This window comes from Providencia sp. wls1914, assembly GCF_009706645.1.
GTDB lineage: Bacteria > Pseudomonadota > Gammaproteobacteria > Enterobacterales > Enterobacteriaceae > Providencia > Providencia zhijiangensis.
In genome coordinates this window covers 63,123-76,395 of sequence record NZ_WLUN01000006.1, presented here as the reverse complement: position 1 = coordinate 76,395, position 13,273 = coordinate 63,123, and the positions used below count along the sequence as shown (strand labels likewise).

At 43.2% G+C, this 13,273-nt stretch carries 8 protein-coding genes and 3 pseudogenes; 9 read left to right on the top strand and 2 right to left on the bottom strand.

Features of this window, described 5'->3' with window-relative positions:
* Position 1: 1 nt before the first annotated feature.
* The 6 genes and pseudogenes from nuoI (at position 2) to nuoN (ending at position 6,303) form a co-directional block, all read left to right on the top strand.
* Positions 2–544, top strand: coding sequence for an NADH-quinone oxidoreductase subunit NuoI (gene nuoI / locus GKR74_RS05740; RefSeq protein WP_004259834.1), 543 nt, complete (start codon positions 2–4; stop codon positions 542–544).
* A 12-nt stretch (positions 545–556) separates the two neighbouring features.
* A pseudogene (gene nuoJ / locus GKR74_RS05735) lies at positions 557–1,129 on the top strand (NADH-quinone oxidoreductase subunit J).
* A pseudogene (nuoK, locus tag GKR74_RS05730) lies at positions 1,099–1,416 on the top strand (NADH-quinone oxidoreductase subunit NuoK). The pseudogenes nuoJ and nuoK overlap by 31 nt, the downstream one beginning before the upstream one ends.
* Complete coding sequence (gene nuoL / locus GKR74_RS05725; RefSeq protein ID WP_154602875.1) at positions 1,398–3,239, top strand: NADH-quinone oxidoreductase subunit L; 1,842 nt, start codon at positions 1,398–1,400, stop codon at positions 3,237–3,239. The pseudogene nuoK and the gene nuoL overlap by 19 nt, the downstream one beginning before the upstream one ends.
* A gap of 19 nt (positions 3,240–3,258) precedes the next feature.
* Complete coding sequence (gene nuoM, locus GKR74_RS05720; RefSeq protein WP_154602874.1) at positions 3,259–4,782, top strand: NADH-quinone oxidoreductase subunit M; 1,524 nt, start codon at positions 3,259–3,261, stop codon at positions 4,780–4,782.
* Between the two features lie 9 nt (positions 4,783–4,791).
* The gene (gene nuoN / locus GKR74_RS05715; RefSeq protein ID WP_154602873.1) at positions 4,792–6,303 is read left to right on the top strand and encodes an NADH-quinone oxidoreductase subunit NuoN; all 1,512 of its coding nucleotides are present in this window, start codon (positions 4,792–4,794) and stop codon (positions 6,301–6,303) included.
* 79 nt (positions 6,304–6,382) lie between these two features.
* Here the strand turns inward: nuoN and GKR74_RS05710 are convergent, their stop codons facing one another.
* Entirely contained in the window at positions 6,383–7,390 is a 1,008-nt protein-coding gene (locus tag GKR74_RS05710; protein WP_154602872.1) for an alpha-xenorhabdolysin family binary toxin subunit B, read from the bottom strand.
* An 11-nt stretch (positions 7,391–7,401) separates the two neighbouring features.
* On the bottom strand, positions 7,402–8,613 hold the full coding sequence (locus tag GKR74_RS05705) for an alpha-xenorhabdolysin family binary toxin subunit A (protein ID WP_154602871.1): 1,212 nt from the start codon (positions 8,611–8,613) through the stop codon (positions 7,402–7,404).
* 716 nt (positions 8,614–9,329) lie between these two features.
* On the opposite strand from GKR74_RS05705, the pseudogene GKR74_RS05700 reads away from it, so the two are divergent.
* The 3 genes and pseudogenes from GKR74_RS05700 to menH all read left to right on the top strand — a co-directional run.
* Positions 9,330–10,649, top strand: a pseudogene (locus GKR74_RS05700) (isochorismate synthase); the annotation flags it as partial.
* Between the two features lie 162 nt (positions 10,650–10,811).
* A complete protein-coding gene (gene menD / locus GKR74_RS05695) occupies positions 10,812–12,491 on the top strand; it encodes a 2-succinyl-5-enolpyruvyl-6-hydroxy-3-cyclohexene-1-carboxylic-acid synthase (protein ID WP_154602870.1) in 1,680 nt (559 codons plus the stop codon).
* Positions 12,485–13,267 (top strand): 2-succinyl-6-hydroxy-2,4-cyclohexadiene-1-carboxylate synthase, encoded by a 783-nt coding sequence (menH, locus tag GKR74_RS05690; RefSeq protein ID WP_336431301.1) that lies wholly within the window; start codon positions 12,485–12,487, stop codon positions 13,265–13,267. The genes menD and menH overlap by 7 nt, the downstream gene beginning before the upstream one ends.
* Positions 13,268–13,273: the final 6 nt, after the last annotated feature.

Below are 13,273 nucleotides of genomic sequence, written 5' to 3'. Positions count from 1 at the left end.
CATGACATTAAAAGAGTTATTGGTCGGTTTCGCCACCCAAGTACGCAGTATTTGGATGGTGGGTCTACATGCGTTCGATAAACGGGAAACGCAAATGTACCCAGAAGAGCCGGTTTATCTGCCACCCCGTTACCGTGGGCGCATCGTGCTAACGCGCGATCCTGATGGTGAAGAGCGTTGTGTTGCGTGTAACTTGTGTGCGGTTGCTTGCCCTGTGGGATGTATTTCACTGCAAAAAGCCGAGCACGAAGATGGACGCTGGTATCCCGAATTTTTCCGCGTGAACTTCTCTCGCTGCATTTTCTGTGGTCTGTGTGAAGAGGCTTGCCCAACTACGGCAATCCAATTGACCCCAGACTTCGAAATGGCAGATTGGCGTCGTCAGGATCTGGTTTATGAGAAAAACGACCTGTTGATTTCAGGGCCGGGTAAATATCCTGATTATAACTTTTACCGTAAATCAGGTATGGCGATCGCAGGTAAAGATAAAGGCGAAGCGGATAACGAAGCGAAACCTATCAACGTCAAAGACCTGTTGCCGTAAGGAGCGATATTCATGGAATTTACATTTTATATCGCCGGTCTAGTTGCTGTTCTAGCAACTTTGAGGGTGATTACTAATACCAATCCAGTGCATGCGCTACTGTATCTGGTGGTTTCTCTGTTGGCACTGTCAATGGTGTTCTTCTCGCTCGGTGCGTATTTTGCCGGAGCATTGGAGATTATCGTTTACGCTGGCGCCATTATGGTTCTGTTTGTTTTCGTGGTGATGATGTTGAACTTAGGTCGCTCAGTACAAGAACAAGAGCGCGCTTGGTTAACACCGAAAACGTGGATTGGTCCCGCAGTGTTATCTGCCGTTTTACTGGGTATTTTAGTGTATGGGATCACCAGCCTTTCTCACCAAGAAAAAACGGAAGGTGTGATTATCACAGCGAAAGAAGTGGGTATCAGCTTGTTTGGTCCTTACGTCTTAGCCGTTGAATTAGCATCGTTATTATTACTCGCGGGTCTGGTTGTTGCCTTCCACGTGGGTCGTGACCGTTCAGAAAACAGCGCTGATCTTGTCAGCAACAGCCGTAATGCGGGGGAGAAACAATGATACCTCTTCAACATGGTCTGATTTTAGCGGCAATTATCTTTGTAATGGGACTGAGCTGTCTTGTTATTCGCCGTAACCTGCTTTTCATGCTGATCGGACTGGAAATCATGGTGAACGCAACGGCATTAGCCTTTGTGGTCGCAGGCAGTTTTTGGGGGCAACCAGATGGTCAGATTATGTATATTCTGGCAATCACTCTGGCGGCAGCGGAGGCGAGTATTGGATTGGCGTTGTTACTGCAACTCCATCGTCATCGTCAAAACCTGAACATTGATAAAGTCAGTGAGATGCGCGAATGAACTTACTCTATTTAACGATTCTGTTCCCGCTGTTAGGGTCTGTGCTTCTCGCATTTTCCCGCGGTCGTTGGTCAGAAAATGTATCCGCGATTATCGGTGCAGGCTCAGTGGGTCTGGCCGCTCTAGTTGCATTTTATGCGGGCTCTGAGTTTTTAACTCATGAAGCTGGGTATGTTTATCCACAAATGTTATGGACTTGGATGTCTGTGGGTAATTTCACTATCCCATTTAGCCTATCTCTTGATGGTCTTTCACTGACCATGTTAGGTGTGGTAACGGGTGTGGGCTTCCTTATTCATGTGTATGCCTCTTGGTATATGCGTGGCGAGGAAGGTTACTCACGTTTCTTCACTTACACTAACCTGTTTATCGCGAGCATGGTGGTATTAGTGCTGGCCGATAACATGATGCTGATGTATCTCGGTTGGGAAGGGGTAGGGCTGTGCAGTTATCTGTTGATTGGTTTCTATTACACCAACCCAGAGAACGGTAAAGCGGCAATGAAAGCCTTCTTCGTGACCCGTATCGGTGACGTGTTCTTGGCTATCGGCATGTTTATCCTGTACAACGAATTGGGCACCTTAAACTTCAGCGAAATGGCACAACGTGCGACTCAGTTGTCTCCGGAAGGCTTATCGATGCTGAACTGGGCAACGCTGATGTTATTAGGTGGTGCGGTCGGTAAATCAGCTCAGCTGCCATTACAAACATGGTTAGCCGATGCGATGGCGGGTCCAACCCCAGTTTCTGCGCTGATCCACGCCGCAACCATGGTTACCGCGGGTGTGTACTTAATCGCGCGTACTCATGGATTATTCTTGTTAACCCCAGACATTCTGCATTTAGTGGGTGTTGTGGGTGCGGTAACATTGCTGTTTGCAGGTTTCGCAGCACTGGTTCAAACGGATATCAAACGCGTTCTTGCTTACTCAACTATGAGCCAGATTGGTTACATGTTCTTGGCCCTGGGCGTACAAGCATGGGATGCGGCAATTTTCCACTTAATGACTCACGCCTTCTTCAAAGCATTACTGTTCCTGTCCGCAGGTTCGGTGATCATCGCGTGTCATCACGAGCAAAACATCTTCAAGATGGGTGGCCTGCGTAAGCAAATTCCATTCGTTTATATTGTGATGTTAATCGGTGGTAGTGCATTGGCCGCGTTGCCTCTGTTTACTTCTGGTTTCTACAGTAAAGATGCCATCTTGTGGGGCGCGAAAGTGGATGGACAAACTGTGCTGTTATGGGCGGGTATCCTCGGTGCATTAATGACCGCAATTTACACCTTCCGTATGATTTTCATCGTGTTCCACGGTGAAGCAAAAATCAAAGCGCATAAAGTTAAAGGCATCACTCACACTGTACCACTGGCTATTTTGGCAATTCTCGCAACCTTCGTGGGTGCGATGATCCATCAGCCATTAGAGGGCGTATTCCCTGCAAAACCAATGGAAGCTGAAGACGGTAAACTGTTTATCGAAGCTATCTCGGGTGGTTTTGCTATCGCAGGTCTGTTGATTGCGACGTTCCTCTATCTGTTTAGACGTTCTATCGTTGATGCGATTGCGAAAACAGCAATTGGTCGTTTCTTCTCAACGTGGTGGTACCACGCATGGGGCTTCGACTGGTTGTATGATGTAATTTTTGTAAAACCTTTCAAAGGGATTGCATGGTTACTCGAAAGCGATCCGATTAACTCACTGATGAATATCCCTGCACATCTTTCACGTTGGGCAAACAAAGGGCTAGCAGTGAGTGAAAACGGTCAGATCCGTTGGTATGTTGCCTCTCTGGGGCTGGGTGCAGTGCTGATTCTTGCTCTGCTGCTTTTGGTTTAATTAAGGGACACATTGCGCCATGCAATTATATTGGCTAATACTTATTCCCTTTATCGGTGCCCTGCTAAGCTGGCAGGCTGACCGATTCAGTCACCGCGCACCTCGTTGGGTTGCGCTGGGGACGATGGGGATCACGCTTATCCTTGCGGTACTATTTTGGGCGCAAGGGGATTATTCGCTGGTTAACCCGCAAGGTATTCCAGAGTGGCAAAACACATACTCAACGGAATGGATCCCTGCGCTAGGTATCAATTTCTCGTTAGCGGTTGATGGATTATCGCTGTTGATGGTGGTGTTAACCGCCATCATGGGCGCGTTTTCAATCCTCAGTTCGTGGAGCGAGCAGCAAGAGAACCAAGGTGCTTATCACTTTAACCTGTTATGGATTATTGCAGGTGTAATGGGGATCTTTACGGCGGTTGACCTGTTCTTATTCTTCTTCTTCTGGGAGATGATGTTGATCCCGATGTACTTCCTGATTGCGAATTGGGGACACAAAGGGTCAGGTAACCGTCAGCATGTTAAGGCAGCGACAAAATTCTTTATCTATACGCAAGTCAGCGGTTTGATCATGCTGGTGGCGATTGTCGGCTTGGTTATCCTTCACTGGATTGCGTTCAATGAACTGACATTCGACTATAACGCGTTATTAGGTACTGAAAGTGCGTTGTCAGGTACTGCTAGTTTCTTACTGATGCTGGGCTTCTTTATTGCTTTCGCAGTAAAAATGCCATTAGTGCCATTCCACGGCTGGATGGCCGATACCCAAGAACAATCGCCAACGGCGGGTTCTGTCGATATCTCCGGTATCATGCTGAAAACAGCCGCATACGGTTTATTACGTTTTGTACTGCCACTGTTTCCTGAAGCTTCACTGCAATTCACGCCAGTGGCAATGACGCTGGGTGTGATCAGTATCTTCTACGGTGCATGGTTAGCATTCAAACAGACGGATATTAAACGTTTAGCGGCGTACAGTAGCTTGTCCCACATGGGCTTTGTGACTGTGGCTATCTACGCAGCATCAACACTGGCCTATCAAGGTGCTGTGGTGCAAATGATTACTAACGGTCTGTCGGGTGCGGCGCTGATTATTATCAGTGGTCAGTTGTACGAACGTACTCAGACCCGTGATATGCGTATGATGGGTGGATTATGGAAACGTATCAAATGGTTACCGGGTTTATCCTTGTTCTTTGCCGCAGCAACTTTAGGTATGCCGGGCACAGGTAACTTTATCGGCGAATTCATGATCTTCTTCGGTAGCTTCAGCCAATTCACATTAGTGACCTGCATTATGGTGTTTGGTGTGGTGTTTGCCTCTATCTATGCACTATGGATGATGCAGCAGACTTACTACGGAACGCCGAAATCAGAAACTGAACTGAAAGGGCTAACGGCTCGTGAGTTTGGTGTTTTACTGGTTCTGGCGGCTTTATTGGTTATCATTGGTTTCTACCCACAACCTATCTTAGATACGTCTGCGGGTTCGATGGAAACACTGCATAACCTGTATTCTGCTTCACTTTCAACACAAGGGTAGTAATTCGCCATGACAATAACAACTTTAGAATTGTTAGCAATGCTGCCGTTAATCCTTTCCGGATTGACCGCAGTGATTGTGATGCTGTCAATTGCGTGGCGGCGAGATCATTTAACCAGTGCCGCAATAACGGTTGTTGGCTTTCTCCTGACATTTGTTTCACTGATTTGGGTTAATGGCTATGCCATTCCTACACCGGTGGGCGAGGAAGCATTACTGCCAAGAGCAGTGACTTCACTGCTGTTAGTTGATGGTTTTGCTCTGTTCTACTCAGGACTGGTTCTGATCGCAGGTATGGGTACCGCTATTTTTGCTTATCATTGGTTAGAAGGCTTTAATGATAACAAAGAAGAGTTTTACCTCTTATTGAGCATTGCGGTAACGGGTGGCGTTCTGCTGGGAATGTCGAACCATATGGCTTCGATGTTCATCGGTATCGAATTGATCTCTATCCCACTGTTTGGTTTGGTTGCTTATACCTTTGAGCGCAGCCGTACTTTGGAAGCGGGTATCAAGTATATGGTGTTATCCGCAGCCGCGTCTTCATTCCTGCTGTTTGGTATCGCTTTATTATACGCAGAATCAGGTAGCTTAAGCTTCAGCGTAGTCGGTCAAAGCTTAGCGAATAGCAGCATTCACGCGCCTCTAATTTTAGTTGGTTTAGGCATGATGATTGTGGGCTTCGGCTTTAAATTATCGTTGTTCCCATTCCAATTATGGACACCAGACGTTTATCAAGGTGCGCCTGCGCCTGTTGCCGCTTTCTTAGCAACCGGCAGTAAAATCGCTATCTTTGCGGTATTGGTTCGTATCTTCTTAGAAGCACCGATTACACATGTTGATGGTATCGCGCAAACAGATACGTTATTAGCTGTTGTTGGTGTGATTGCAATTGCGTCAATCTTGTTTGGTAACTTACTGGCATTGACTCAGAAGAGCGCTAAGCGTCTGCTTGGTTACTCATCTATCGCCCATATGGGTTACTTACTGGTTACGTTAGTGGCAATGCGTGTGGATGCTCAATTGGCACAAGTCACTATTGCTATCTACCTGGTGAGCTATTTATTAGCGAGCTTGGGTGCATTTGGTGTGGTTAGCGTGATTTCGAGCCCATACCGTGGTGATGACCAAGATGACTTCAGTGCATTCCGCGGCTTATTCTGGCACAAGCCAGTCTTGGCAATGGTGATGACAGTGATGATGTTATCTCTAGCGGGTATTCCAATTACGCTTGGGTTCATTGGTAAGTTCTATGCCATTCTTTCGGCCGTTTACGCACAATTGTGGTGGTTAACAGGGGCTGTTGTGGTAGGTAGTGCACTTGGATTATTCTACTACTTGCGCTTTATGGCGAGCTTGTATAGCCGTGATGCAGAACATGCAGACCGTTATACTGGCCCACAAAAAATGACGTTGGGAACTGTGTTTGCGGCGCTGTGTGCGATAGCGGTTATCGTGTTTGGTCTGTGGCCACAACCGATTATTGATATTGCAACATCAACACTGCCATCTCTTAACTAAGTTTAGATAGATAACTCGTTTAGAGTAAACAAATCAGTTCCGATAAAAGCCCCGCTACTTAACAGTAACGGGGCTTTTTTTAATCTGGTAATTGTCGTTGATATTGATACTCAATATCGTTCAAATAGGTCATTAGCATTTGGCTAACGGTCTTAATTTGACTGAAATTCAAACACTCCTCAGAGACTTTCTCACTCATAAACCCACACCAAGATTCCCAATAAGATTTTAAAGCACTAGATTGAGTGATAATGGTCTGTTTGTGGACTTCTATTTGATTGATATCATTGGCATAGCTCATGAGCTGCGAGAGTCGAAATATATTATTATCCATCGTATTTATCTCTTCTCGCGCTTCAATAATTTGGTCACTGATATAGATTCTTACATCAACAAGTTGACTAAATTCGAGCCCATCATCCACCATCGTTAATAAGTTACGGATATAACTAATAGCTGCTTTCAGAATATCTTTTTTATTGGGTTGGATATCAATAGAATCGATAAGCTCTTTTCCTTGAAAATAGCGGTCAAAGAAATCTGTAATTTTATGTTTTAATATAATATCTTCCGCTGCAAGGATTACAGAGAGATTGTTATTTAATTCATTAACCTTGGATTGCTTACTATTTTTAGAGTTCACAAGAAACTCTTTTTGTTTGGTATATTGTGAAAGCTTTAGTTTGTTTGGCTCATTTAAATGAAAAACCAATAATGATTCTAATGTATAGCGTGTTTTTGAAATAAGTTTTTCAAGTTCGAATTTGACATCCATTAAGTCATCTACAAAGCCTGTAATCGCAATCTTTCGGCGCATATCTGATAAATCATCACTATTTTCAGACGATAGCAATGCATAATCATCATTTTTAATAATATAATTCAATTTAATTTTTAGAATAGGAACGGAATTTCTAATCAGTTCATTGAGCCTTTCAATCTTAATTGCGATTTTTTGAATTCGACCATAGATAATATAATCATAGTTAAGGATATTTTTATTAAAAGAACTAATGCTATTTGAAATACACCTTAATTGGTAGATGTCAATGGAGGGTAACATAGGTAAATCGAGGTTATCATGCATATTAACGCCTTTTATTGTGAGTTTTTTTCATTGATTTGTAGCTCATCAAATAGCTTAATCAAATGAACTGAATAATCTTGAATAGAAGTCCAAGATGTGATGATACGTTTGAATTGCGTGATAAACCGGATCAGTTTTTCTGCATTGTTTATCCTTGCAAATATATCAATAGATTGTTTAACCTCTGTGAGGATCACGAGCCACATATAATCTAAGTGGTCAATAGCGAGGCGTGCATCTTTAAATAAGCCTTCAATTTTTTGCAAATTAATTTGAATATCAAAGATAGTTTTCTGTAGTAGCTCTTCTTGATGCAATTTGTGATTTATTTCTTCGATTTCTTTAATTAACTTATTCTTCCTATCTCGGATGCTTTCTGCTTTTACGCCAAAAATACTGCTTGTAATCACTAAACCAATAATGCCTCCAGCAAGTCCTGTAAAACAAAGCTTAACAAAGTGGTTATACTCCTGCTCTAATTGGTGTAGTTCATTTTTCTTAAAGGCGATAAGTTCTTTATAGAATGACTCGTTATTGCTGGGGTCCTCGTTAGATTCTAATTGTTGATATAGTCCTTTTATTGTGAAGAGTAATGAATCTACATGGGTATAGTCTGAAAGATATCCACCGGTAATATGAGATCGAAAATCTGAGACTGTGTTTTTAATTTGAATGGTTTTAATTGATTGCTGTTTTATATCTCCTTTTATTAAATGCAGAATACTTAAAAGCTCGGTGGCAATTTGTTGGTCGTCGTTTTGGTATGTAATCTGATTTAAATCACTCTCCGATAAATCTTCTAAACTGTCTGAGATTTTTTGAATAATCGGCATATGGTTAATATATTCAAGAATTTGGGCGCCAGTTTGTATGATATTACGACTGGTTAAAGATAAATCGATAGATTGCTCTTTCACTTTGAGCTCAACATTATCCCAGGTGTTGGCGTGTTTACGAATACTCAGGATTATCTCAGTTAACTCATTAGCTGGCAGTAATGAATCATTTTCATCATTAATACCGAACCATTTGAAAATATCAATTTCTTTAGTGGGAAGGGTTAAAGCAAACTGGACGTGCCGGTGAATATTAATTAAATCTTCAAGGGTGAATATACCTGCGGATCTTGCGGATAAGGAATCTTGATTGGTTAATAATGCCAATGTTGCATCGCCAATGTTTTCCTTTTCAATAATTCGGTCATAGTTAAGCTGAGTATTCATTCTGGATTTCCAATTAATTAAATAAAGATGGAATGATAAAGTTAGAGAGCTAATTATCTTATTACTTAGATGATTAATTTATCGATTTACGTTTCGTTTTTAATAGTTATAAGATTCTAATGATGATGAATTTCGATTTACTGTGAAATTTTTATCGTTATAAGTTTTTAATAGTAATAAACAATAGGCTTATCACGTTCAAAGTTATAACGCATAACCTACTAGAAACGTAGAGCTTATGTTGATATTAAAAAATGAAAATCAGCGCTAAAAAATAACTCATTGGTTGTAGTTTTAAATATTTATCTATTACATAAATTACCATTTTCAAATCTAGATATAGAGCCGTCACTGAGTTTCTAAGTGAATGTTATGGTTTTTAAATAATAAGAAATTAGTCTTAATTAGAATTCAATATCTAGAATCAATTAGAGAATAAAAATAGTTTATAAGGTGAATTATTAATATTTTATATTTAATTCGTAACTTGATAGTCAATTTATACAAATAAGAAGGGTATAAGCTCTTATTTAACAGCTTGATATGACATGATTTCGAAAACGTGCACATGTCGTAAGCGTATCATTTTTGATTTTTACCTGACGGTTTTTTAAACATCTTGTGCTATTAATAATGAATGTATTAATAAATTACATTGCGATATATAATAATTATAAGTAAATCGATGTCGTTGTGATGTGCAGTGGGAATCTAAAGTGACAAAAACAAAAATTGATAAATTATTAGCTGAAATTCTGACCCATTTGTCTACATTAGTACTCAATTCTAACGAATATATCCGCTTAGCGTGGAAGATGGACGCAAAAGAGGCGTTTCCGGGATTAGCGTGGTTATCGTCTCAAGATAGCTACCCTCAGTTCTATTGGTATCATCGTACTGGTTCCGAGGAATGCAGTGCTTTAGGCACAGTAAAATCATTTAATGCGATCACGGATGCTGAGCAATTTATCTCGGAGCATACTGAAATTCCTGATATGCGATTATGGGGGCTAAATGGTTGGAATGGTGTGGGTGAAGGTATCAGTGAAACCCTTAAGCGAGAATCCGCATTCTATTTTCTACCTCGATTAGAAATCTTCCGCTTGCGCTCAACGGTGACTGTTGCGCTAAACATTGATGGTGCTGAGGATCTCCAAGCCGCAATTGCCTTTGTACGGCAGCTAAATTCGGTATCGAACGATGTATCCCCATTATCCACTCAAATCATTGGGCAGCAGCATATTCCCGATCATGATGAATGGTGTGCGTTACTCACTGGGGCAATTCACGATATGCGCGCAGGCAAAATGGAAAAGGTGGTGATGGCACGGGAAACCAAATTGTCTCTATCTCAGCCTATAACTGTGGCGGAGTTTCTATCCGCTAGCCAAAAAGTGAATCACCATTGCTACCATTTTATGATGGCGTTTAGTGCGCATTCCGGCTTTATGTCATCGACGCCAGAGCGTCTTTACTTGCGCCAAGGTACTCAACTTAACTCTGAAGCATTAGCTGGCACGGTTGCGAACCATGTCGATGATTCGATTGCGGCTGAAAATGCCAAATGGTTAATGGAAGACAGTAAAAACCAGCATGAAAATTTAGTGGTGGTTGATGATATTTGTCAGCAATTACAAGGTGCAGTAACAGGTATTGATGTTTCACCCGCGAAGGTGATCCGACTGAGAAAAATCCAACATTTATATCGCTCTATTGCAGCAACGCTGCTAGCGCCTTCAGACAGTGACTGTTTGCAGCGTTTACAACCGACAGCGGCGGTATGTGGTTTACCCCGTCGCGTTGCCCGTGAATTCCTTGCTGAGCACGAGCCATTTTCTCGTGGGTGGTATGCTGGAACAGGTGGCTTTATCAGTTTAAATCGCAGTGAGTTTGCGGTTTCGCTGCGTTGTGCTCAAATTGATGGCGCCCAAATTTCCCTCTATTCAGGCGCAGGGATTGTGAGCGGTTCAGATCCCGAGCAAGAGTGGGAAGAAATTGAAAACAAAGCGGCTGGGCTAAAATCCTTACTGAAAACGCAATGAAAAACCAAGCACAATGAAAAACAGGCTAAAAACCCTATAGCTAAAATGGTTATTTCTTTTTTATTTTCAATTAGTTCATGAAAAATTGTTTTGAGATCAAGAAATTTTTCTCAATCCTATTACACTCAGCATCATGAATAATTTACCGAGCACATTATGTCGAATTCAGCATTTAATCTCCGTTGGGCTGAGGTAATTATTGAGGCGCTAGCCCGCCACGGAATGAAAAATATCTGTATTGCTCCCGGCTCTCGCTCCACGCCGTTAACGTTAGCTGCTGCAAATAATGCAAAACTTCATTGCCATACGCACTTTGATGAGCGCGGATTAGGCCATCTTGCTCTTGGGCTTGCGAAAGCGAGTGGCGAACCTGTTGGCGTGATTGTCACCTCTGGTACGGCGGTCGCTAACCTGTATCCCTCATTGATAGAAGCCGGATTAACGGGGGAAAAAGTCATTTTCCTTACGGCAGATAGGCCACCAGAATTAATTGACTGTGGTGCTAATCAGGCTATTCGCCAAACCCATATTTTTGCTAGTCATCCGTTTGAAAATCTCATGTTACCAAGACCTACTCGCGATATTTCAGCGAAATGGTTGGTTTCTGCGCTAGATAACGGTATGAATCAGTTACGCCATGGTGCATTTCATGTGAACTGTCCTTTTGCTGAACCATTATATGGTGAAACGGAAGGGGAAACTGAGTGGCAAGCGAGTTTAGGTGATTGGTGGCAATCGTCTCACCCGTGGCTAAGTGAACCTCCGACTCACACAGTCGCATTGGTGGCGGATTGGTATTTTTGGCGCCAGAAAAAAGGGGTCGTTATCGCTGGGCGTATGAGCAGCAGTGATGGCGAGCTTGTTGCAAAATGGGCTGCAGAACTTGGCTGGCCAGTTATCGGTGATGTGCTCTCTCAGACTGGACAACCTTATCCATGTGCTGATTTATGGTTACAGCACCCAAACGCCAAAGCGTGGTTAGATGAAGCAGAATTAGTGGTTCAATTTGGCTCCAGCATAACAGGAAAACGCGCATTACAGTGGCAAAGCCAGTGTCATCCTCAAGAGTACTGGATAATTGATACCATCCCTGGGCGTTTAGATCCTGCCAGCCATCAGGGCCGTAAGCTCACTTGCAGCGTAAAAGGGTGGATAGAGCAACATCAAGCTCAACCGCGCGGTACATGGTGCGAAGGCTTAATGGACTTAACAAATCGTACCTTGCGACATGTTCAAACTCAGCTGCAAAACCAGTTTTCTGAAGCTGCGGTAGCGCATCAACTCCCTGAGCTTCTCCCGCCTCGCGGGCAACTTTTCGTGGGGAATAGCTTAATTGTGCGTTTAATTGATGCACTGGCTCAATTGCCTGCGGGTTACCCGGTATTTAGTAACCGTGGCGCCAGTGGTATCGATGGGTTGATCTCGACGATGGCTGGCGTACAGCGAGCAACAGCGAAGCCAACACTTGGTATCGTCGGGGATATCTCTGCCTTGTATGACTTAAACAGTTTGGCATTGTTGCGTGAACCTTCAGCTCCTAGCGTATTGATTATAGTAAACAATAATGGCGGACAAATTTTCTCGATGCTGCCAACTTCCCCTGAAGCTCGCCAAAACTATTATTGCATGCCACAAAATGTGAGCTTTGAAGGTGCGGCGATGATGTTTGGTCTGCAATACTGCGCGCCAACAGATTGGTCGAGCTTAAAAGAGACAGTGCAAGAATTCTGGCTCAAGCAACACGGTACACTGCTGATTGAGTTAGTGGTTGATGGGGATGAAGGTGCCCGAACACTCAAACAGCTACTGCAAGACGTGGAAAGTTTACCGTGCTAGCGGCGCACTATTATCCGAGTCAGGAACAGCCTGCCAACGGCGGAAAAACACCGTGGTTAGTTTTCCTTCATGGTTTATTAGGTAGTCACGATGATTGGTCATCGATTGTTGCGGCTTGCCCCAATTATCCGCGTTTAGTGGTCGATTTGCCGGGGCATGGTGATTCACACCGCATCGATTGCCAAGGCTTTATAGATTTTGACAAGCAACTGACTCAGCTGTTAGCGCATTACTCGGCTTCACAATTTGTGTTGATTGGCTATTCGCTCGGTGCACGCTTAGCGATGCACTTTGCCTGCTTTAGCGCTCATAAAGGGCTACAAGGCTTGGTGATAGAGGGGGGCAACGTCGGTTTACAGAGTGAACAAGAACGTATTGCGCGTGCGGATAACGACCATCGCTGGGCAGAACGTTTTCGACATCAGCCTATCGAACAGGTTTTGAATGACTGGTACCAACAAGCGGTTTTTGCCGACCTTACTCTTGCCCAACGTGAAAAGCTGGTAGCACTCCGAGGTCAAAATAACCCATTGGCGGTTGCTGATATGCTGGAAAATACGTCGCTATCCAAACAACCATTTTTAGTTGAGTCACTAAAGCAATTATCGGTCCCTTACTGCTATTTTTGCGGTGAGAAAGACCAAAAATTTCGAGGCGTTTCGCAACAATATGCATTGCCGTTTACGCTAATTGAGAATGCAGGGCATAATGCGCATCGGGAAAATCCCCAACATTATGCAGCTGCACTTCACTATTTTTTATCACACTGTGGTTAAAGGAAC

What these genes read in the sequence shown, in the direction of transcription:
- nuoN (WP_154602873.1), top strand. Translation starts at nt 4,792, where the DNA reads ATGACAATAACAACTTTAGAATTGTTAGCAATGCTGCCGTTAATCCTT.
- GKR74_RS05710 (WP_154602872.1), bottom strand. Translation starts at nt 7,390, where the DNA reads ATGCATGATAACCTCGATTTACCTATGTTACCCTCCATTGACATCTAC.
- GKR74_RS05705 (WP_154602871.1), bottom strand. Translation starts at nt 8,613, where the DNA reads ATGAATACTCAGCTTAACTATGACCGAATTATTGAAAAGGAAAACATT.
- nuoL (WP_154602875.1), top strand. Translation starts at nt 1,398, where the DNA reads ATGAACTTACTCTATTTAACGATTCTGTTCCCGCTGTTAGGGTCTGTG.
- nuoI (WP_004259834.1), top strand. Translation starts at nt 2, where the DNA reads ATGACATTAAAAGAGTTATTGGTCGGTTTCGCCACCCAAGTACGCAGT.
- nuoM (WP_154602874.1), top strand. Translation starts at nt 3,259, where the DNA reads ATGCAATTATATTGGCTAATACTTATTCCCTTTATCGGTGCCCTGCTA.
- menD (WP_154602870.1), top strand. Translation starts at nt 10,812, where the DNA reads ATGTCGAATTCAGCATTTAATCTCCGTTGGGCTGAGGTAATTATTGAG.